Annotated in this window: 16 protein-coding genes; 15 read left to right on the forward strand and 1 reads right to left on the reverse strand. The window is 44.7% G+C overall.

The window, feature by feature from the left end; all coding sequences use genetic code 11:
* Positions 1 to 79: 79 nt before the first annotated feature.
* Genes MKX60_RS11785 through MKX60_RS11800 form a run of 4 tightly spaced genes read left to right on the forward strand, consistent with a single transcriptional unit; the run spans position 80 to position 6,447 of the window.
* Entirely contained in the window at positions 80 to 1,879 is a 1,800-nt protein-coding gene (locus tag MKX60_RS11785; RefSeq protein ID WP_256716403.1) for a cache domain-containing sensor histidine kinase, read from the forward strand.
* Positions 1,854 to 3,452 carry a response regulator transcription factor gene (locus MKX60_RS11790; RefSeq protein WP_341059863.1) on the forward strand — a complete coding sequence of 533 codons (1,599 nt, stop codon included), beginning with the start codon at positions 1,854 to 1,856 and terminating at the stop codon, positions 3,450 to 3,452. The genes MKX60_RS11785 and MKX60_RS11790 overlap by 26 nt, the downstream gene beginning before the upstream one ends.
* Positions 3,453 to 3,476: 24 nt before the next feature.
* Entirely contained in the window at positions 3,477 to 5,342 is a 1,866-nt protein-coding gene (locus MKX60_RS11795; RefSeq protein ID WP_341059865.1) for a DUF2264 domain-containing protein, read from the forward strand.
* Positions 5,332 to 6,447: a glycoside hydrolase family 88 protein gene (locus MKX60_RS11800; protein ID WP_341059867.1), complete on the forward strand. Its 1,116-nt coding sequence runs from the start codon at positions 5,332 to 5,334 to the stop codon at positions 6,445 to 6,447. Before MKX60_RS11795 ends, MKX60_RS11800 begins: the two co-directional genes overlap by 11 nt.
* 175 nt (positions 6,448 to 6,622) lie before the next feature.
* Here MKX60_RS11800 and MKX60_RS11805 read toward each other — a convergent pair whose 3' ends face one another.
* Entirely contained in the window at positions 6,623 to 7,633 is a 1,011-nt protein-coding gene (locus tag MKX60_RS11805) for a LacI family DNA-binding transcriptional regulator (RefSeq protein ID WP_076284701.1), read from the reverse strand.
* Between the two features lie 345 nt (positions 7,634 to 7,978).
* On the opposite strand from MKX60_RS11805, the gene MKX60_RS11810 reads away from it, so the two are divergent.
* The 11 genes from MKX60_RS11810 (at position 7,979) to MKX60_RS11860 (ending at position 22,599) form a co-directional block, all read left to right on the forward strand.
* The gene (locus tag MKX60_RS11810; RefSeq protein ID WP_076300769.1) at positions 7,979 to 9,292 is read left to right on the forward strand and encodes an ABC transporter substrate-binding protein; all 1,314 of its coding nucleotides are present in this window, start codon (positions 7,979 to 7,981) and stop codon (positions 9,290 to 9,292) included.
* Between the two features lie 2 nt (positions 9,293 to 9,294).
* Positions 9,295 to 10,173 carry a carbohydrate ABC transporter permease gene (locus MKX60_RS11815; RefSeq protein ID WP_179085781.1) on the forward strand — a complete coding sequence of 293 codons (879 nt, stop codon included), beginning with the start codon at positions 9,295 to 9,297 and terminating at the stop codon, positions 10,171 to 10,173.
* On the forward strand, positions 10,160 to 10,999 hold the full coding sequence (locus tag MKX60_RS11820; RefSeq protein ID WP_076284699.1) for a carbohydrate ABC transporter permease: 840 nt from the start codon (positions 10,160 to 10,162) through the stop codon (positions 10,997 to 10,999). Before MKX60_RS11815 ends, MKX60_RS11820 begins: the two co-directional genes overlap by 14 nt.
* A 23-nt stretch (positions 11,000 to 11,022) precedes the next feature.
* Positions 11,023 to 12,678 carry an alpha-glucosidase gene (locus MKX60_RS11825; protein WP_341059869.1) on the forward strand — a complete coding sequence of 552 codons (1,656 nt, stop codon included), beginning with the start codon at positions 11,023 to 11,025 and terminating at the stop codon, positions 12,676 to 12,678.
* 17 nt (positions 12,679 to 12,695) lie between these two features.
* The gene (locus MKX60_RS11830) at positions 12,696 to 13,640 is read left to right on the forward strand and encodes an MTP-1 family protein (protein WP_445670748.1); all 945 of its coding nucleotides are present in this window, start codon (positions 12,696 to 12,698) and stop codon (positions 13,638 to 13,640) included.
* Positions 13,641 to 13,676: 36 nt separating this feature from the next.
* Positions 13,677 to 14,738, forward strand: a complete 1,062-nt coding sequence (locus tag MKX60_RS11835) for a BtaManbiosPhlase (RefSeq protein WP_042190695.1) — start codon at positions 13,677 to 13,679, stop codon at positions 14,736 to 14,738.
* Positions 14,739 to 14,805: 67 nt separating this feature from the next.
* The gene (locus tag MKX60_RS11840; RefSeq protein WP_341060300.1) at positions 14,806 to 17,355 is read left to right on the forward strand and encodes a beta-mannosidase; all 2,550 of its coding nucleotides are present in this window, start codon (positions 14,806 to 14,808) and stop codon (positions 17,353 to 17,355) included.
* Positions 17,356 to 17,386: 31 nt separating this feature from the next.
* The gene (locus MKX60_RS11845; RefSeq protein WP_341059872.1) at positions 17,387 to 18,400 is read left to right on the forward strand and encodes a zinc-dependent alcohol dehydrogenase family protein; all 1,014 of its coding nucleotides are present in this window, start codon (positions 17,387 to 17,389) and stop codon (positions 18,398 to 18,400) included.
* Positions 18,401 to 18,602: 202 nt separating this feature from the next.
* Positions 18,603 to 19,787 (forward strand): MGDG synthase family glycosyltransferase, encoded by a 1,185-nt coding sequence (locus MKX60_RS11850; RefSeq protein WP_341059874.1) that lies wholly within the window; start codon positions 18,603 to 18,605, stop codon positions 19,785 to 19,787.
* Positions 19,774 to 20,985 carry an MFS transporter gene (locus MKX60_RS11855; protein WP_341059876.1) on the forward strand — a complete coding sequence of 404 codons (1,212 nt, stop codon included), beginning with the start codon at positions 19,774 to 19,776 and terminating at the stop codon, positions 20,983 to 20,985. The genes MKX60_RS11850 and MKX60_RS11855 overlap by 14 nt, the downstream gene beginning before the upstream one ends.
* 321 nt (positions 20,986 to 21,306) lie before the next feature.
* Positions 21,307 to 22,599 carry a C1q-like domain-containing protein gene (locus tag MKX60_RS11860; protein ID WP_341059878.1) on the forward strand — a complete coding sequence of 431 codons (1,293 nt, stop codon included), beginning with the start codon at positions 21,307 to 21,309 and terminating at the stop codon, positions 22,597 to 22,599.
* The last annotated feature ends 85 nt before the right edge of the window (positions 22,600 to 22,684 follow it).

The following is a 22,684-nucleotide window of genomic DNA, read 5'->3' on the forward strand; positions in this document are numbered from 1 at the left end:
AGGGGGCTTATAATGTGGGGGCAGGAAAGCATTTCTGCCTCCTGCTCCAAATTTAAAACAGATATGGGGCCTGTCATCCGTGTTTAGAAAGCATCAATCACTTCGAATGAAACTTGTCTGGTCTTCAATGATTTGCGTACTGATCCCGCTAGTCTGCATTTACATGGTTACAGATTATTTAACCCGGGATCTGATTCTGGAGAAGGCCGTTGGCAGCGCAAGAGAATCTCTCAATGCGTCCAGTGCCAATATGAATGCCATTTTTGAACAAACGCTGGAGCAGTCCAATTTTGTGCTTCAGAACAGCGAAATCAGGCAGATGATGTCTGCTGTTCCAGAGTCGCTCCATTCAGCGAAAGAGATCATCCAGTATAACCGTATGTCGCGGATGCTGGATGATATGTTCGTTCTTTCAGAGTATTTGAAAGTGACGCTGATCGGTAAGAATGGATTTATTTATACGAGTTATCCTTATAGCGACTTTAATCCGAAAACCTTTTATAGCGAGCGTTGGATGTCACTATTGAAACAAACTCAGCCGATTTCGACTTTCTGGAGAGCGGAGCACGACACATACTACAACTATTCTGATAAGGGCTCAGCCAATTGGGTAACTATTGCGAGACCTATACAATCGACCTCCAGCAGCACGATCGGATATATGATTATCAACATCAATGAGCGTAAACTCCGCCCTTATCTGAACAATGACAATGGCAAAGAGATGATGCTTTTGGATGACAAGGGAACTGTAGTCTCACATGCTGATCCAGCCCGAATTGGTGAAACAATGACGTGGTGGAAAAAGGAAGGTCGGCTTGATACTGTCGAGATCAGTGGGGAGAAATTTTTGTATGTTGACCAGGAGCTGAGCAGCAACAGATGGCAGATGGTGAGCATTATCCCTATGAAGGCGGCATTGTCAAAGAATAAACAGATTTTATTTATCAGCTTAGCCGTGCAAATTCTATTCTTTACCTTCTTTTCCGTTCTCTTAACCGTTCTAATCTCTAAGCTGACTCAACCCATCGTGAAATTAAGTGCTTTTGTAAAGCGAATAGGTCGTGGTCAATTGGACGAACGTTCGCTAATCCGTGGGAATAATGAGGCGGCTCAACTGGCCCGTACCATCGACCAAATGCTAGATCGAATCGAATCCATGATTGAACAAATCACCTATGAGCAAACAGGAAAAAGAAAAGCTGAACTGGAAATGCTGCAGGCACAGATTAATCCGCACTTTATGTTTAATCTGTTGAATTCGATCCGGTTAAATATTCTGATGCAAGGAGACAAGGAGAACGCCGAGTTGATTGGTTCGTTGTCGTCTTTGCTCCGTATGACCTTTAACAGAGACAATGAGTTTATCCCGCTTCGTGAGGAGACAGATACGATATCTCATTATGTGACTTTGATGAATTTTCGTCATGCCAATCAGGTCAGGCTGGAAATGAATTTAGCAGACGGAACTGCTGAAGCACTGGTGCCTCGGTTTATGATTCAGCCTATGATCGAGAATGCCATCATCCATGGTTTCGAGCAGTTTGGTGGTGAGATCTTTATTGAAGCTCGTATTATTGCAACTACAGGAACCTTGGTTATCACCATTAAGGATAATGGCATCGGAATGTCACAGGAGAATTTAAAAAGACTTCGTGAAACCGCATACAGTAGTGAGCAAATTGCAGAAGAGGACAGAAAAGGATTCTCTGGCATAGGCTTACGTAATGTGGCCCAACGCCTCAGTATGATTTATGGTGCTTCATTTAAGTTGAATATATCAAGCGAACCTGATGTGGGTACGGAGATTTGTTTGGAGTTTCCACTGAACTACGGAAAGGTGGGTATAGAGAATGCTGACGGCAATTTTGGTGGATGATGACTATCCGGTTATCCGTTATTTGTCGCAAGCCGTGTCATGGAGTGAGCTCGGGATTGAACTCACCGGATGTTATTATAGCGGTCTTGAGGCTTGGGAAAAAGCACGGCAGAATCCACCGGATCTGATTATCACCGATATTGGTATGCCTAAGATGAACGGACTGGAGATGCTTGAGAAATTCAGAGCGATGAAGCCCGGAATTCGTGCGATTATTCTGTCCTGCCACAACGAGTTCAAATACGCTCAGCAGGCGCTGAAACTAAACGTAGGAGAATATATTTTAAAAGAATCACTGAATATCGAGCAGCTGGAACATGCACTCAGAACACTTGTGAAGGAAGTGGGTCTGAACAGGCAGCAGCATACCGAGATGCTGGTATATAAGCAAAAGCAATCACAAAACCGTGCTGCGCTAAAAGAAAAGTTTCTAAAAGATACGTTATACCAATCTTGGGACAAGGTAGCTTGGATCGAGCAAGCCCGGTCAAACGGAATTATGATCCATGCCAAGACCTACATTCCAATGCTTATAGTGATTGACCGTCCAGAGGAAGCCTCACGGGTGCGGCGTATGAGTGAATATACGATTTCTTTTGCCGTCGAGAATATTATGCAGGAAGTGCTTGAGGCTGATCACAGTTTATTTATTTCGAGATACAGCCATAAGGAGATTGTTATTCTTTTCTGCAGCGATCAGTCTTCCAGAGACCACCAAGCGATCTATCATTCCATTCAAAATGCAGCCTCTGCAGTACAGAAATATCTCAAGCTGTCTGTCTCCTGCATATTTGGTGCTGAGGCGCGCAGTCCTGAGGAAATTCGCGGAACACTGCAGCGGATGCTAAAGGAGAAGATCCAGCGGTTTTATTTTCCGGCGGCGGGCATTCACCGTTTTGAAGAGATTAGCTTTTCGCGGGATGATATTTATGCCGAATATGGAAGTCTGTACGCTGTTATTAATGATGATATTGCCCTGAATAGGGAAACAGAGCTTCGTGTTCATGTAAAGGAATGGCGAGAATGGGTGGCAATGCAAAAGTTTCATCCAAATGAGGTTAAGGAATGTGTTCTCCGGTTGCTGATGGACTTGCAATTGAAGACGAAACAGCTGCTCCAGTCTCCATTGCCTATGGCCGAAGAAAAGCTGTTTAGCGTGGTGAGTGACATTGATACCCTCGAGCATTTGGAAGAGTGGCTAGTTCAGTACTTGGAAGAATTAGCGCGGAAAATAAGTATATTCTCTATTAAGTCCAAACGGAGCGAAGTTATTAAAGCCCAGCAGTTCGTGATCAGTCATGTAACGGAGAAAATAACGCTGGAGGACATGGCTGGACGCTTGAACTTGAATGCCAGCTATTTCAGCCGCTTGTTTAAACGGGAAACAAACCAGAATTTCATCGAATATGTAAATATGCTAAAGCTTCAGAAGGCAAAAGAGCTGCTTAATCAGTCTGGAAAGACTGTGGAAGAGATCTCCGAGTATCTGGGATATGCCAACAAAAGTTATTTTATCAAGCTGTTTAAACGGGAAATGGGCATGAGGCCTAGTGAATATGCGGCTTGGCATTGAGTTTGGATTGGAGGAGCCATTACTGTGGAACTGAAGGGTACTAAAAATGAATTACAAATGTTCTTAAATGACCTATATGCTCCGCTGGATAGTCGATTTACTTCTGGATGTGCAGGAATCGATATGGGAGCTACAGGATCAATATACAATGAAGCTACCGCACTTATGGAAGCCTTCGCTCGTCCGTTATGGGGGCTTGTTCCCCATGCCAGCGGGGGAGGGGAGAGTGCGCTTTGGCCGAAGTTCCTCGAGGGGATCGTCAATGGGACTGACCCTGAACATGAAGAATACTGGGGTGAATTCTCAACCAAAGACCAGCGTATGGTGGAACAAGCTGTGCTGGGACTGGGGCTTGCTCTTGCGCCGCATAAGCTGTGGGAGCCGCTGAGTGATGTTCAGAAAATGCAGGTATATAACTGGTTGAACCAGATCAATCATGTGGATCGTTCGAACCCGAATAACTGGCTGATGTTCACGGTTCTTGTGAATGTGGGCTTTAAGAAAGTCGGATTGCCCTACGATCAAGAGATAATGAATCATTATTTGGAGAAGATTGATACCTACTACTTGAGTGATGGCTGGTATTCCGATGGGCTGACCGATCAGAGAGACTATTATATAGCTTTTGCTATGCATTATTATACGCTGATATATGCTAAATTGATGGCGGATGATGATCCTCAGAGGGCTGCAGTTTACCGGGAAAGATCCGCGCAATTTGCCAAAGATTTTATGTATTGGTTTGCTGAGGACGGAAGTGCGATTCCTTTCGGACGTAGTCTGACCTATCGTTTTGCGCAGGTCTCTTTCTGGAGTGCGCTGGTGTATGCTGAGGTCCTTCCTTTTTCATATGGCGTTCTCAAAGGAATTATAATGCGTCATTTTCGTTGGTGGTTTGAGAAGCCTATTGTGGGAATAGACGGATTACTAAGTATCGGATATGCTTACCCGAATCTGGTAATGACGGAGAACTACAATGCCCCCGGATCACCGTATTGGGCCTTTAAAGCTATGCTTATTCTTGCCTTGCCGGACGATCATCCTTTTTGGCAAGCGGAAGAAGAACCACTGCCTGTATTGAAAGAGATGTTACCACTCGAAGAGGCACGTATGCTGGTGAGTCGTCCGGAAGGAAATAAGCATGTTATTGCCTATACCTCTGGTCAGATGGCTAACTTTGATATGGCCCATAGCGCAGCTAAATATTCCAAGTTTGCTTACTCCACGCTGTTCGGATTCAGTGTGCCGAAGGCGGGTTATGGCTTAGTTCAAGGCGCTTACGACTCTACATTAGCATTGTGTGAATGCGATGAACATTACCGGGTACGCAGATTCTGCGAGACGTGGGAAATTGGAGAGAATTATGTATATTCACGCTGGCATCCCTGGAGCGATGTACATGTGAAGACATGGATTATTCCAGCGGGTCTGTGGCATGTCCGTATTCACAGCATTCATAGCGCCCGGTGTCTCGACGTAGCGGAGGGTGGATTTGCCATTGGCCAGTCTGCTGGCTTCTCACGCAGTGATCGGGAAATCATTCATGTATCTAACACTGCTGTCTCGGTGCAATTGCCCTGGGGAATCAGTGCCATACATATGCTAAGCGGTTTTGACCGGGGAGAATGCGTGCTACCCGAACCGAATACTAATCTGCTGAAGCCTCGGACGTTTCTTCCGAGCTTGATCTCCAGATTGGAGCCGGGAGATCAGGTACTGATATCTGCTGTCTTTGGAGCAACGAATACTCCGGAGAATCAGGCCAGTCTGGCTTCGCCGCCGCTTATTCAGTGGCAGTCAGACGGAAGGATTGCTGTATACGATCCTAGTAACGATGCACTTTTGCATACTGTTGATTTATTGGAAAGGAGCAACAAAGATGTGGACTAAGGCCATTGAGGATGCGATTCACAAAATTGGGAGTAACATTACTAACCATCCGGGCAAACTGCCCCATATCGCCGAGGGGCAACAGTACGAATGGGGAGACAATGATGATTGGATAGAGGGATTCTATGTGGGCATGATGTGGCTTGCCTACGAATATGGTAAAGATTCATTCTTTAAGGAGGCGGCAGCCTCATGGCTAGGGGACTTCAAGCATCGTTTGGATCAGCACATCGCTTTAGACCATCATGATATTGGCTTTTTGTACTCACTGACTGCAGTAGCAGAGTGGAAAATAACAGGCAGCGAAGAAGCCCGAGCTGTCGGTCTACAAGCTGCGGATACACTATGTAAGCGCTGGCGTGAAAACGCTGGAATCCTCCAGGCCTGGGGTTTAGAGAGTGACCCCGAGAATGCGGGACGTATCATTATTGACTGTTTGATGAATTTGCCTCTGCTGTTCTGGGCTGCGGAGGAAACGGGGGACAATCGCTATTATGATATAGCACTCGAACATGCGTTAAAGAGCCGGAAATTTCTTGTGCGCGGGGATGCTTCCTCTTATCATACTTTTTACTTTGATCCAGCTACAGGAAGTGCAATTCGTGGAGGAACACATCAAGGCTATGAGGATGGATCGACCTGGACACGTGGTCAAGCGTGGGGAATATACGGATTTGCCCTGGCTTATCGTTATACACGAGAGGAAGACTTTCTTAATACCTCTAAAAGTTTGGCTCATTACTTTATCAGCCATCTTCCAGAGGATAATGTGGCATATTGGGATTTTGATGTGCCGGTGGAAGCGAGTCCCCCTCGTGACAGCTCAGCTTCTGCGATCGCGGCTTCCGGCCTCTTGGAACTGCTGGACATTCTGGACGCAGATGACCCGGACCGGGTTATTTATGAAGAGGCACTACTCCGCAGCATGAAATCTCTGCTGGAACATTATGCGACATCTGGAGATCCAGAGGCGGAGGGACTTCTAAAGCATGGCTCCTATCATGTCAGAGGCGGACGCGTGCCTGATGGCCATATGATTTGGGGAGATTATTATTATTTAGAAGCTTTGATCCGCATGCAGACCGGAATCCGAGGATATTGGTAGTAGGATGAATGGAACAACGGTCCATTCACGTAGTGACCACAACGAGCGTCAACATACATCCTAATCTGAAACTAAAGGGAGAGTTCCACAGCCATTTCATGGCTTGTGGGACGCTCCCTTTTTGTGATGTGCGTGTATTTATTCTCCATACAACATTCCTGTCTATATGAACTGATTATGTATTTGGATGTTGTGTGGATTCCCGAATGATCAGATGGGTAGGAAGGAGAACTTCTATAAAAGGCTCCTCGGGATGATCAATGCGCCAGAAGAGTTGTTCTATAGCTTTTCGTCCAAAGTAAGACAAATCTACATCCATCGTTGTAGTCAAAGGAGTTGTTATCCGCGATAACTGTCCATTATCAAAGCTCACAATAGATACATCTTGGGGGATCTGATACCCAAGCTTGTACATCACGGAATTGATCAAGAACCCAAAGCCGTCATTGACACAGAACCAAGCCGTAGGCTGCTTATCCAACTTTTGTACAGCGTTGAACACATCATCCATTTCTTCAATGGCACGATCGAACACCCATATTGGGTTGTATTCAATGGCAGATTGGTATAGAGCCAGGCGATAACCTTCTAAACGCTCGTAATAGCTTGGTGAGAATTGAATATTGCCGATGAAGCCAATACGGGTATGTCCCAATTCAATTAAATGCTGCACCGCTGTATAAGCGGCATAACGATTATTGGTAAGAATACTATCGGCCTTAAGATCAGGGTGATGGTGATCAATTAACACGGTGGGAATCCCTGTGCCCGTCACTGCTTGAATATATGGGGTCGTAATATGGGACAGAATCAAGATTCCTTCTACGGAAGGATCAAATAATATAGGAGGCAGAATCAATTGTTCGGAAGCGTGATGATCAATAGATTGAATAACCATACGCTTATTTCGCTTCGCTGCTTCCTTCTCAATACTCAAATAAATTTCTCCGAAAAAGTTACGTTTGGAAAATGCAAATTCTGATGCCAAAATGACAAAGGTTCCAGCTTCTTCTTCTGTGCTTTTGCGCCCTCGCGAATAGGTGTAACCCATTTCATTCGCAGTATCGATAATTAACTGTCTCGTTTCCTCACTCACACCGTCTTTACCGGACAGAGCCTGAGAAACAGAGTTCTTCGATATATTCAATCGATCGGCGATATCTTGCATTGTTACCTTCACCTTCATGCGAAGATACGTCCTTTCTAATTAGAAGTGTAATGAATATTCTTCCATACTGTCTCTCATAATACTAAAGATTATGCTGTAAAACTACATTACAACTATAAATTATTTTAACATTACAAACCATTTAAGTAAAGTTAATTTGTAATGTGATTAATTGTGTCTTTTTCATTAATATTCGAACAACAGGTTGACATTTTCGCTAAAAACTATAATAATAGCAATTGTAACGCTTACAAAGTCGCTTACAGGTATATATTCATCTGATTTTGTAACGTTACAAAATTATATCGAGGAATTACAAAATGCTGCACTGATGTGCATCGATACTCAGGGAGGGTTTATTTTATGAAGAAGAAGCTTTCAGTAATGCTTGCACTTACGCTTGTATTCACGATTCTTGCCGGTTGTGGATCAAAGAGCAGTAATTCAGGCACTTCAGCAGATGGAGTAACAACTATTGAGTTCTGGGCTGCACCTAACCCGACTCAACAAGCATATTGGCAGAAAATCGCCAAAGAGTACGAGACTGTTAACCCTAAGGTGAAAATTAACGTAAGTGCGATCAAGGAGTCCCCTACTTCTGAGGCAAGTATCCAAGCCGCAATCGCGGGTGGAAGCGCTCCGACGATGACTGAGAATATTAGCCGTGGTTTTGCAGCACAACTTGCGAACAGTAAAGCGTTAGTTCCTTTGGATACAATAGCAGGCTTCGATGATATTGTGACAAAACGTAATATGTCCAAAACGATTGAGCCTTGGGAATTTGCGGATGGTCATCAATATGTTCTTCCAATCTACTCGAATGCGATGATGTTCGGATGGAGAACGGATATCTTGAAAGAAGCTGGTGTGAACGAAATTCCGAGAACATACAGTGAAGTGATTGAGGCAACGAAAAAATTAAAAGCAAAATACCCGGATAAATATCTTTGGGCGAAACCAGACTTAGCAGATCCTACATCATGGAAAAGATGGTTCGACTTCTTTATGTTGTACAATGCAGCATCTGATGGTAACAAATTCATTGAGGGTAGCCAATTTGTTGGCGATGAAAAAGCTGGTGTAGACGTACTTTCTTACGTGGACAATCTTCGTAAGGAGAAAGGGCTCTTGACTCAGAACGTAACGGAACCTTTCGAAAATGGCGTGGGTGTATTTACGGATGTCGGTCCTTGGACATTTAACATGTGGGCTGAGAAATATCCGGAACTTGAGTACAAAAAGAACTTTGAAGTCACATTGCCTCCTGTTCCGGACGGTATGGATCCAGCAAATGCGAAAACTTTTGCGGATGCTAAAGGAATTGTTATCTACGCATCGGCAAGCCCAGAGCAACAGGCTGCTGCAATAGAATTCATCAAGTGGGTATACTCGGATGTTCAAAACGATGTTGCCTTTTTCCAAGAAACGAACTTGCCTCCAGCACGTGATGATGTAGGTACGAATGAAGCATTTAAACCTGTATTTGAAAAAACGCCTGTATTGCAAGAGTATGCAAAAGCAATCCCGAATGCTGTTCCATCCATGGACAATCCAAAATTCAACGAATTGCAAACCTTTATTGGTCAAGAGGCCTTTAACAAAATCGTTCGTGGTGAGATTGATCCAAAAACGGGTTGGGACAATATGAAGAAGGCGATTGAAGGGGAACTTCAATAATGATTGAAAAAAATAATAATCGGTTAGGCTGGCTTTTTGCCAGCCCTTACCTTATTTTTTCGACTGTGTTTTTCTTGGGCCCGCTTATTTGGTCTCTATATTTGTCTTTTACTAACTGGGACTTGATTTCACCAACTTATGATTTTGTAGGATTCAAGAACTTTACCAAAGCATTAGGCACACCAGGGGTAAGATCGGCATTTTGGGTAACGTACAAATTTATGATCGTATTTGTACCGATTGTCACAGCCATGTCGCTTTTTGTAGCGGTAATTGTAAAAGGCTTACCTAAATTAAAAACCGTATTTCTTATTGGATTCTTCTTGCCTTACCTATCCTCAGGGGTTGTTGCATCCCTTATTGTTAAAGGTTTTTTGTCACATACAAGTCCTGTTCAGACGTTTCTAAGGGATCGGTTAGGTCTTGATATTGACTGGCTCGGCGGATCTTTCTCGGCATTGTTCGTCGTTGCGATGATTATGGCTTGGAAATTTACAGGTTACTATGCGTTAATTCTTACTTCAGGTTTAGAAAGCATTGATCAGGAAGTATATGAAGCAGCGGCAATTGATGGCGTGAAGGACAGCCAAAGGTTCTGGAGAATTACGTTGCCTTTGCTTTACCCTGCGATTTATACAACCTTAATTTTATCCTTTGGTGCAACATTCGGTATCTTTACTGAGGTCTACCAATTAACAGGCGGCGGACCGAACTATGCAACGAATACATGGCAAATGGAAATATACAGTCAAGCATTTAAGAACCTGCAGGCAGGTTACGCATCAGCTATCGCGATTATGGCTGCGGTTGCGACATTTATATCTATATTCGTAATCCGAAAAATTCTGGAAATGTGGGGTAAGCGCAATGGTTGGGTCTAATTCAAACATCAAGCTCCGGCTGTCGATCCGCTATCTGATTGCGATCGTACTGCTCGTGATTATGGTATTCCCCTATTTATATATGGTATTGAACTCACTTGCAGATTGGTCACAGGTAGACCGGAAGCTGATACCGACGAAATTTACGCTGCGCTCGTATCAATGGCTATTTACAGGTGGTGAGACCGGGATTACAAGACCATGGATTCACGCCTTCTTTAACAGTGTGTTCGTTTCCCTGGTATCTACAGCCTTAATGATGATGTTCGCGATTATGGTCGCTTATGCGTTGGCGAAGCTGAAATTCCGCGGGAGAGACTCTATTAACAACTTTGTGTTGTTTCATATGTTCTTTCCGGCAATCATTCTGATCATCCCTAACTTTTTGATTATTCAAAAAGTAGGACTGTTCGATACGTATTGGGCGCTCATTATTCCCAAGGCGATGAGTTTATGGGGGATCTTCATGTACACCAACTTCTTTAAGGCGGTACCCGACGCTTTCATTGAAGCCGCCAAGCTGGATGGGGCATCCGATTTCAAAATCCTGTATAAGATTATGATGCCGATGTCGAAGTCCATTACGACCGTTGTATTCCTATTCCTGCTAATGGAACGCTGGACAGAGCTCCTATGGGATATGATCGTCGTCCGAAGTGACGGCATGTTAACATTGAACGTTTTATTATCTCAGATGTTCGGTCCGTATCAATCGTATCCGGGTCCGATGTATGCCGGTGCAGTGATGCTCACCTTGCCAATCATTATTTTGTTTATTATTTTCGGCAAGAAGTTCCAGGAAGGCATGCAATTTAACTTGAAATAGGTCTGCACAGGAGGGGTTATCGGTTGGAACAGCCGTGGTGGAAAGGGACGGTATTCTATGAAGTGTATATGCCAAGCTTCTGTGATAGTAACGGGGATGGGATTGGTGATTTCTACGGTCTTACTTCCAAGCTGGATTATTTGCGGGAACTTGGCATCGGGGGGATTTGGCTAACGCCGTTTTATAAGTCTCCAAAAGTAGATAACGGGTATGACATTGCGGATTATTATGAGATTGATCCAGACTTTGGAACGATGGAAGATTTCGAACGGTTTATTCAGGAAGCGAAGGCTCGCGGGATCAGAGTGATTGCCGATCTTGTCCTGAATCATACGTCTTCAGAGCATGCATGGTTCAAGGAATCCCGATCTTCAAGGACGAACCCGAAGCGGGATTGGTACATTTGGATGGACGCTGTGAACGGCGGCGTACCTAATAACTGGGAATCGTTTTTTGGTGGAACCGCGTGGGAATGGGATGCTGCAACAGAACAGTATTACTATCATGGGTTTGCGAAAGAACAGGTCGATTTGAACTGGGCGAATCCCGAAGTTAAAGAAGCGATGAAGGATATTATGGCTTATTGGCTGGGCAAAGGCGTAAGTGGCTTCCGGTTAGATGTTATCAACTTCTTATCGGTGTCCGATCAATTCCCGGATAACCCGATGGATGAAGTAACGGGTGAGCAGAAGCATGTACATGATCAGAATCAAGATGGGATTATGGATGCCATCGAGGAAATTAGCAGGTTTGTTCATGCGCATAGCGGAATGTTCATGGTAGGTGAAGTCGGCTCTGAAGATATGGACATGCTGAAGCGTTACAGCGGAACGGGTAAGTTTGATGTGGTCTTTAATTTCAATCTGGGAAGCCAGAAGGAATTTAGTCCAGAGAATTTGTTCGCCGAGCTTAAGACGATGGAGAAGGTGCACCGTGCAGATCAGATTCCAACGTTATTCTTCGGTAGTCATGATATGGACCGCGTAATTTCGCGTTTTGGTGAAGGGGACGCGGAGATTGAGGAAGAACGGACCCGCCTTATGGCAACGTTGGCCTTGACCGCAAAAGGGGTACCTTTCTTATATTTCGGTGAAGAGATTGGGATGCGGAATTTCGTAGCCCATAAGCTGGAAGATATGCGGGACATCCAAGGATTGAAGGCATATGAAATCGCACTACAGCGGGGGATAACCCGGGCGGAAGCCCTGAAAATTGCGAATGCAAAGGGAAGAGATGCGTCTCGCTCACCAATGCAATGGAACGCAAGTCTACATGGCGGGTTTACGTCAGGTACACCATGGATTGGCATGGGCCCAAATTATCAGCAATTAAACGTGGAGTCCGAATGCAATCAACCGAATTCATTATTACATTATTATAAAAAGCTTCTCCACTTGCGCAATACACAGGATGTATTTCAATTCGGGGATTATGACGTACTGGAACGCAGAGGCAATCTTATTTTATATGTAAGAACATTGAAAGAAACCAATACCAGAGCGCTAGTAGCCTTGAATTACGATAATCAGAGCATACAGATTGATCCTAGTGAGCTGCTGGATGGGCAAGCAACTAATATATTATCAAGCCGCCGAGACATAGTGAGCGGTACAGACTTGGTAACTCTGTTGCCGAATGAAGCCGCAATATGGATGCGTGCGCCGCTATTATTTGACTAGAGAGGAACTTTATTATTATGAAACTGCTCAAGAATGCTGTGAAGACATGTGAACAACTGCTCATGGAATACGCGATGAAAGACGTATCCGTAACCAATACACAGAAATTAACATTCACAGGTGTAGATCATAAAGATGTCTACAATATTACAGCTCCATTCCAAGATGAGGGTGAGTGGGTGATTGCGGGTCGGGTTGAATCCCGTGACAGCGAGCATTCCGATGTCGTTTTTTTTGTCGAACGTGATGGACAATGGGTACCCCGTGAAGGAGCGCCTACCCTTGAACTTCAAGATCCTTTTTTCACGAAAATTAATGGCGAATTGATAGTTGGAGGCGTTCAAATTTATCCGCATCCGGTAAAGGCTGATGCCTTAATGTGGCGTACAGTATTCTACCGCGGGAAGAACATCGCGAGCTTAGAACCATTTTTTAAAGGACCGGATGGCATGAAAGATCTACGCCTAGTGGATCTGAAAGATAGCATCGGAGTACTGACCCGCCCTCAAGGAGATAAAGGAGGACGCGGTAAAATCGGCTTTACCCGCATTGCATCGTTAGAAGCGTTATCCATTCCATTGATCGAAGAAACACCGTTATTGGATGGACAGTTTGTTGATGAAGAGTGGGGCGGTGCGAATGAAGCACACTTGCTAAAGAACGGACTTCTCGGTGTTCTTGGGCATATCGCATCTTTTGATGATTCGGGCGATCGTCACTATTACCCGATGGTATTCGCTATCGATCCGGCAACAGGTGAGTACTCGGATATTCAATTAATCGCTGTACGCAAACAGTTCTTGCCAGGCGTTGCCAAACGTCCTGATTTGGAGGATGTCGTGTTCAGCGGCGGGCTCGTACGTCATGAGGACGGTACAGCTAATATATATGCAGGAATCAGCGATGCGGAAGCACAACGAGCAACAATCCCTGATCCTTTTGCTCAATTTGAAATTTTATAAGTATGAAATCCATTTGGTTAAGGGAGTTATTACAAGATGAAAATCTATCGTTATGAACAAAATCCACTTATTACACCGGCGGACGTTAAGCCGTATCACGATGACTTTGAAGTGATTGGTGCATTTAATGCCGGTATTGCTAGCTATAATGGTGAAATATTAATGTTTCTCCGTGTAGCAGAACGCCCAATTAGCAAGGATCCAAAAATTGTGAAAGCTCCGATTTATAATCCGGAGACCAATGAATTGGATATTTTGGATCTGAATACAGATGATGAGCGCTTCGACTTCTCTGATCCGCGTGTGATTAAGAATAAATCCGCTAGTGCTACATTTCAGTACTTGACTTCATTATCTTATATCCGAATCGCTCGAAGTAAGGATGGACATCATTTTACGGTGGATGAGAAGCCATTTGTTTACCCTTCCAATTCACTGGAGACCTTCGGGGTAGAAGATCCTCGGGTAACCCAAATTGGGGATACCTACTATATTTATTTCTCGGCAGTCTCCCCTGTGGGCGTTGGAGAATCGCTGGTATCAACTAAAGATTTCGTGAATGTAACTCACCACGGCATGATCTTTGGGCCGGATAATAAAGACGTATTGATTTTCCCAGAGAAAATTAACGGCAAATATTATGCATTGCACCGTCCAACAACAAAAAGCACGGGAGATCCGGAAATATGGATCGCAGAATCGGACAACTTATTATATTGGGGTAACCATAAGCATCTGATCGGTTTGCGTGAGGGGATGTGGGATAGCGGCCGGATTGGCGGCGGTGCGGTTCCATTCAAGACCGAGAAAGGCTGGCTGGAGCTGTATCATGGAGCCACGCTGGAACATCGTTATTGCATGGGAGCAGTTTTGTTAGATCTAAATGACCCCTCGAAGGTGATTGCGCGCTCCAATGCTCCTATCATGGAGCCGGAAGCGGATTATGAGAAGAACGGATTCTTCGGCGATGTTGTATTCTCTTGCGGTGCACTCGTGGAAGGCGATGTTGTTAAAATGTATTACGGAGTCGCGGATACATCAATGGCTTGCGCAGAACTTAGTGTACAAGAAATTTTAGATAGCTTGATATACGTATAACAATAAAACGTCAAAACCGAAGTGGTTTTGGCGTTTTAATTTGGGAGAGAGGATGAAGAGAATGAACATTAAATTAACTGAAAACTGGAAACTTCGTGATTTTCATGTGGGGGAAGCCCGGGATCTTGAAGTTGCATCGCCAGAGTTTATTGATTATTTCTGGATGACCACCTCAGTGCCCGGTGATATCCATACGACGCTTCGGGAGAAAGGTATTATTGATGATCCTTTCTTTGGCCACCAAGATCAGAAATGCCGTTGGATTGAAGAAAAGGTATGGTGGTATCGTACGGTCTTTTCATACGATTCTGATCTTAAACCTGGTGAGAAGATGGAGCTATTATTCGAAGGGTTAGATACCTATGCAACCGTATATCTCAACGGCGTGGAGCTTGGATCAACAGATAATATGTTCATTAGCCATTCATTTGATGTAACCCGTGAATTAAATCAAGGGAAGAATACGCTTGCCGTAAAATTTGATCCTATTCATGTGAACGCAGGAGATAAGGTCCAATATTATTGGTCAGGCTTTAGCAAGAAGCGGATCTGGACACGTAAAGCGCAGAGTCATTTTGGCTGGGACTGGGGTCCACGTCTGGTCTGTGCAGGGATTTGGAAAGAGGTACAGTTGATCAAACGGCGTCATGCACATTTAGATCATGTGTTTGCCCGTACAACTTCGATAGAGGGTCAAGTAGGTGTTGTTGATGTGGATTTATGCGCACATGCCTTTGATCGCGGATGTTCGTATACGGCGCGTGTGGAACTATTAGACGGGACGGAGCGCGTTGCGGAAGCGAATGTCGCTTTGGACAGAGCTTCAGGAATTGCAGTTGACGGGGCGATTACAGCGCGTACGCTTCATCATTCAGTTACCTTGCAGGTGATGGATCCAAAGTTATGGTGGACCCATGATCTAGGAACGCCTTTCTTATATCATCTACGCATTACGTTATTTGCTGATGGGGAGCAAATAGATACCTATGAGCAGCCATTTGGGATTCGAAAGATCGAATTGATGCAGCTGGATGAAGAAGGGCACCATGCTTTCACTTTTGTATTGAACGGCGTAAAAGTTTTTGCTAAAGGTGCTAATTGGATTCCTATTGATAGCTTTATTGCGACCGTGCCAGACAGCCGCTATGCACATCTGCTTCAGATGGCCAAGGATGCCAATATGAATATGATTCGCGCTTGGGGTGGAGGCATTTATGAGCGGGATATTTTCTTTGATGAATGTGATCGGTTAGGAATTTTAATCTGGCAGGACTTCATGTTCGCTTGTGCATTGTATCCAGATTACAATCGTAATTTCATGAATAATGTTCACCGCGAAATTGAGCAGGTCGTCAAACGTCTTCGCAGTCGTACGAGCCTTGCTCTATGGTGTGGGAATAACGAGAATGATTGGTTGTATGAGGCACTGTCCTCTAACGGCGAGATCACACATCCCTTTTATGGAGAAAAAATTTATCATGAGCTCATGCCCGCAGTACTAGAGCAACTCGATCCCACACGAACGTTTTGGCCTAGCTCGCCTTTTGGCGGCAATGATCACAATTCACGTGATGTGGGCGATACCCATAACTGGCAAGTCTGGCATGGGAATAATGAGCCGCGTCAGTTTGGTGAACCGCAGACACAGGATTATAGTGTTGAAGGGATATCGTTCAAACGATTCAAGTCAGACTTCACGAAATTCGCCAGTGAATTCGGGTTGCATGCCGCTTCCAATCGTTACACCTTAGCAAAGAACATGCCGGACAATCAGTTCTATTGGGATAGCGATGAAATGAAGTATCGTAATAAAGATGTCCATTATCCAAAGGGCATTATGCTCATGGAGGGTTATACAGGAGTTCCGAAGGATATCAATGAATATATTCAATTCTCGATGCTGACCCAGGCAGAGGGATTGAGGTATGGCATTGAGCATTACCGCCGTAATAAGCCGGATACAAGCGGGGCTTTATTCTGGCAGTTCAATGATTGCTGGCCGGGAACAAGCTGGTCTGTTATCGATTATTATGGTTTACCAAAGGCGAGCTACCACTATGCGCGTAAATTCTTTGCATCGGTACTCTTATGTGTGGATCATGATCCGAATGGACTGCTGCAGTTATGGGCTCTCAATGATCGCCGTGAAGCTTATCAGGATGAGGCGGAATTAACGATCTATCGGATGGATGGTACAATTGTATATCAGCGTGCATTCGACGTTACCGTTGATTCGAACAGTAAAGTTAATTTTGCCAAGTTAACTGAAGCTGAGGTACTGCAGCAACATAGCGCTTGCGAGGTTGTGGTCGTACTTCGTTCGAAGAAACGGTTAACAGAAGATTATGTACTCTATTTAAGAGACTATAAGGATATGGATTATCAACCCGCACATGTTCAGATCTCCGTGGATGAAGCGAAAGGACATATCCACTTGATCTCAGATCGCGTTGCCCGGATGGTGATGATCGAACTAGATACACCCTGGGTGATTATGGACGATAATTTCTTTGATCTGATTCCGGGTGAGGAGAAGACGGTTCGTGTGCATCATGTGGATGCCGGGGCACTGCCTTGGGAGACTTTACGTGTAACGGCAATGAATGATGCGGGTTAACAAAAACTTGGATTTAAGGAGATGAGTTAAGATGAAGGCGGCTGTATTTCAAGGAACTAAGCACATTGAATTTAAGGACTGGGAAGCTCCGGCTGTTGGCTCCAAAGAAGTTAAACTTCGTGTGAAATGCTGCGGGATCTGTGGTACAGATCAGCATATTTATCATGGATACCCAGGGTCTGCGGAGGTGACAGCTCCGATTGTGTTAGGACATGAGCTTGCGGGCGAAATAGTGGCTGTGGGGGATGAGGTTGCGACCTTGCAAGTGGGGGACCGTGTATCGGTTGATCCGAACATCTATTGTGGAAACTGTTATTTTTGCCGGAATGGAAAAGTGCATTTATGCGATAACTTGCAGGCTGTTGGGGTGACTCGTGACGGTGGCATGGGCGAGTATTGTGTTGTTCCTGTAGCGAACTGTTACTTGCTACCTGATGAAATGAGCTGGATCGAAGGGGCGATGATTGAACCTTTAGGTTGTGTACTTCACGGTTATAAGAAGCTGGATATCCGTAAGGCACACCAAGTCCTGATTATCGGCGGAGGTTTTATTGGTCAATTGTTCTTGCAGCTCGTCAAGGCTGCGGGTGTTAAAGGGATTATTGTCAGTGAGCCAGAAGTGTTCAAACATGACCGATTAGTCGAATTAGGTGCGGATGAAGCCGTATCTCCTGCAGCAGAAGGTGTGATGGAAGCTCTCCATCATCAATTTGATATTGTGATCGAATGTGTAGGCCGGGCGGATTCCATGGAGCTGGCGGTTAAGGCATCGCGTAAGGGTGGACAAGTCTTAATGTTTGGAGTTGCTTCCCCGGACACGTTGATTCAAGTCTCACCATTCGAAATTTTTACAAAAGAGTTGAACATCATGGGCTCTTTCATTAATCCATATACACATGAGGAATCGATTGCGTTAATTGAGAAGGGGATCGTTCAGATTGAGTCGTTGATTAGCCATCAGTTTTCGCTAAAAGATATACCGGAAATCATGGGCGAATATCCGAAACTGCGTGTTTCTAAAGGGATTATTGTGCACGAGAGGTAGTATTTAATCATAGTAAGCGTACAACAACGATGACTATTGGCTATTTGCCATAGGTCATCGTTTTTTTGTGGGCAAAAACTGGCTGCGACGAGGTCTCTCTTTATAAAATATTGAAATTAATATTCAGTTGAGAATCCCTTCACTATCAGTTTACGATTCAGAGTTAGAGTTAAAGGAGGCCGTGAGAAAAAGGAGCTTTGTCATGAACACAGATCCTAAAGTACTTATTGTTACGTCGGCATTTGGGGACGGGCATATGAAAGTGGCTGACGCCATCGAACATTCATTTAGACGTCGGGGGATTAGTAGGATTACAACTATGGATCTATTCGCTGCAGTCCACCCTACCTTGAATGAGCTATCCCGAAGATTCTATTTAAACAACACGGGGTATACGCAAGAATTTTATGGATTCTTGTACACAATGACGAGCAAGATGAGACCAGAGCAGTTCATGGGTAGACTCATCCATTCTATGGGCAAACGAAAAGTACAAAGGATCATCGACGAGATACAGCCGGATATTATTATTCATACCTTTCCTTATTTGGCTGCTGCTGAACTAGCTTCAACAACAGGAAGTCGAACACCTCTGTTCACGGTTATGACGGATTATGTAGTTCATGGCAGGTGGCTTCACCCACGAACGACGAAATATTTTATCGCTTCAGAAAGCATGAAGGCGACTCTGATGTCAGCAGGGATCGCTGAAGAGAAGCTTGTGGTCAGTGGGATTCCCATTCGCGAGGCTTTTGAACAGTCTCAGGATCGTGAAGCGCTTTTGCGCAAACATGGGTTAAACGGAAATCGTCAATATCTATTACTAGCGGCAGGAGCTTACGGCGTATTAAGTGACATTGGCGGTTTAATAAAACGAGTACTGCTTCAATCAAGCTTCGATGTCATCGTATTGTGCGGGAATAATCATAAGCTTCGAGAAGCTACGGGGGAGCTTTTTCAAGAGAACCCTCGAGTTCACATTTTGGGATATACCGAAGAAATGCAGGAGCTGATGTGCATAGCTTCCTGTCTATTGACCAAGGCTGGCGGGATTACCTTGACTGAGGCGATGGCTCAAACACTTCCAGTTATCGTCTACCGACCTCTCCCCGGTCAGGAGACAGGCAATGCAGAATGGTTATCTGGGCAGCATTTGATAGAGATTGCACGAAATGAGGAGCAGGTAGTAGAGCAGCTCCAGCGATTGGAGCATATGGCGTACAGAGATGAAAGGGAACAGCATATGAAGGTCTTTTCGCGGAAATCAGCCTCGGATGCTATCGTTACCGAAGCTTTAGAGGCTATTAATTTGCGTCAGCCCTCTGTTCCCGCAGCAAAATCCATGCTTGTTGAAGGGCAGGCGAAGACGATTCATGGATATTATTAGGAACAAAGAAAGACAACAGCAGACGTTTACCCGCCTCGCAATGATTCTCTTTTTTATAGAGTGGATAAGAGGGGCTGTCCTAATCACGTTCTTACCCACTTATATATTCACGAGCTGGGGGCTTACAACGTCAGTAGTTGGCATTGCGGTCTCCGTACACTATTTAACGGACAGCTTGATCAAAAGCTTCATCGGCTATCTCTTGGATAAATATCCTGGGCGTACCGTGCTTCATGGAGGGTTCTTTCTTGGGTTCATTGGACTGTTATTGATGGTGACAACGCATAGTCCGTGGATGCTTATTGTAGCCTCTGCTTGCTTGGGTGCTGGATTCTCACCGATCTGGATCCTATGTATGAGCCAGGTATCAGAGGAAAAACGAGCACAACAGATGGGAACCTTGTACGTATACTGGATGGCTGGTCTAGGTCTGGGTCCCGTAATGATGAATTTGTTAATTGGTGGTGGGCTGTCACTGTCCCTTGCTGTCATTGGATTGTTTTTTGTAGCGGGCTGGATCATGGTAGGTCTTGTAAAGATGAACAAGGTCTCGGTGCAGAGTGTGAATATATCCGTAGGTGAGCAGTTTGTATCTCTATGGAACAAAGTAAAAAAGGGAGGATTTCTGGTCCCTGGCATGCTGCTGCAGACTACAGCGGGCGGGATACTAGTCCCTTTTCTAACAAGCTTTGCTATTTCGCATCTGGGTCTGTCCCATTCTCAGCTGTCTATCGTGTTATTTATGGGAGGAGCAGGCGTAGTTCTATTTCTTGTGCCCATGGGAAAATGGTTTGATCAAGTTGGAGGGAAGTGGTTCCTTGTCATTGGGTTCGGCGTATTTGCGGTTGCCTTGTTCGGCTTAACTTCTATTAATTCCTTCTCCGCCGCCATTGGGCTCTCGCTTCTGCTAGGGTGTGCTTATGCTGCTTTGCTTCCCTCTTGGAATGCTTTAATGGCCAGTTACATTCCCGAAGATTCTGTAGGGATCAGCTGGGGACTATTGTTCTCCATAGAGGGTTTAGGGGTGGTTATTGGTCCGCTAATTGGAGGCTGGCTGGGAAGCTCAGGAAATCAATTGCTGCCTTTTCAAGTCAGTGCCTGTTTGTTTGGATTGATTAGTGTTGTCTACTTGCTATCCCCCGCCCGATTATTTATTCACAGAAACAGAGGGATGGAGAAGCTTCCAAATGTATCGTAGTTAAGATTTATTTAATAGACTCTTCACAACGAATTTAGGAATTGCACCTAAGCTTAATATACAAGACTAAATAAGTAATGAAGGGAAGGAACAAAGAATTTCAATAAAATTATTAGTATATCTTCCTTAGGACAATCAAACAGACATTTTAGTAAAGTCGATAATACACTATAAAGTAAACCATTCCTTCCATAATGTAGAACTGATCTTTCTCAATACGCTCAATCACGCTTCAGTACTTATATAGGATTTTTATGTAAAGGGAACATGAACCGATACGAAATCGAATTCAAATTCTTTCGGAAAGGAGGGAATAAAGGAATGGTAATTTTGTCGACTGGTCCCATTTCCAATAATCTCATTGGTGGTGTTAGACCGTCCAGCTTCGTTACGATTAAAATAGATAATCGAAACGAGGCGGATTATTCAACGATCTTAATTGAGGGATTTTATTTAAACGGTACGAGAACTATATATGTTCAAGAATTGATGTTAGTACTAACAAACACTGTAATCACTCGTAACTATTCTGTAGAATTTGACGCTTTCGAATTTGTGTTTACGATCGTAGGTCCAGCTGAAAATGAAACGCAGGTTTCCTTATGGGGTAAAGATGAATCCCGGGAATTGGTAGCAGCCCATCGTATTCTATCGGACGAACTTTTAGGTAGCGTTGAAGTTGTAACGGGAGCAACGGGAGCGACAGGTGCAACGGGAACAACCGGAGTGACGGGAGTGACTGGAGTGACAGGAGCAACGGGAGCAACCGGAGTATCGGGAGCAACAGGAGCAACGGGAGTGACTGGAGCGACAGGAGTAACGGGAGCAACGGGAACAACAGGATTGACGGGAGTGACTGGAGCAACAGGAGCAACGGGAGTGACGGGAGCAACAGGAGCAACGGGAGCAACGGGAGTGACGGGAGCAACAGGAGCAACGGGAACAACGGGAGTGACGGGAGCGACAGGAGTAACGGGAGCAACGGGAACAACAGGATTGACGGGAGTGACTGGAGCAACCGGAGTAACGGGGGCAACAGGAGCAACGGGAGCAACGGGAGTGACGGGAGTAACTGGAGCGACAGGAGCAACGGGAGCAACGGGAGTGACTGGAGCAACCGGAGCAACAGGAGCAACGGGAGTGACGGGAGCAACAGGAGCAACAGGAGTAACGGGGCCTGTACCTGTATCGGCATTTAGAGTTAATAAAGATGATCAGCAACAATTAATTGGAGACACTGTTATCACCTTCCAAACTGTAGAATTTGATTTAAATGGTGAGTTTAACCCACTAACCTCAACATTTACGCCTATTCAGAATGGTATATATTTAATTATCGGATCGATATTCTTCGTAAATAATCTAGTTGCTGATTTCAAAGCATCTGTTCGTATTGAGAAAAACGGAGTGGTTGTTGCTGAAGATTCAGAAGTAAGTCTTGGTTCCTTTGGTAACGCAATTTACGTGGAAGTCTCTTCTATACTTCAATTACAGTCTGGTGATCAAATACGTATTAGGGCCAACGCGTTGTCTGGCACAATATATGCACAAGGCGTCACCGATCGACCAGAACGTTGCCACTTTGAAGCTGCGAGATTTCCATCGCCCACATAGAATCTTTTCTGTATCCCACTACCTGCCCATCGGAAGATGATGCAATAGGGAACTTTCTTAACGCGGGGGCTTGCTCTCGCTTTTT

This window comes from Paenibacillus sp. FSL R5-0914, assembly GCF_038004525.1.
GTDB lineage: Bacteria > Bacillota > Bacilli > Paenibacillales > Paenibacillaceae > Paenibacillus_AQ.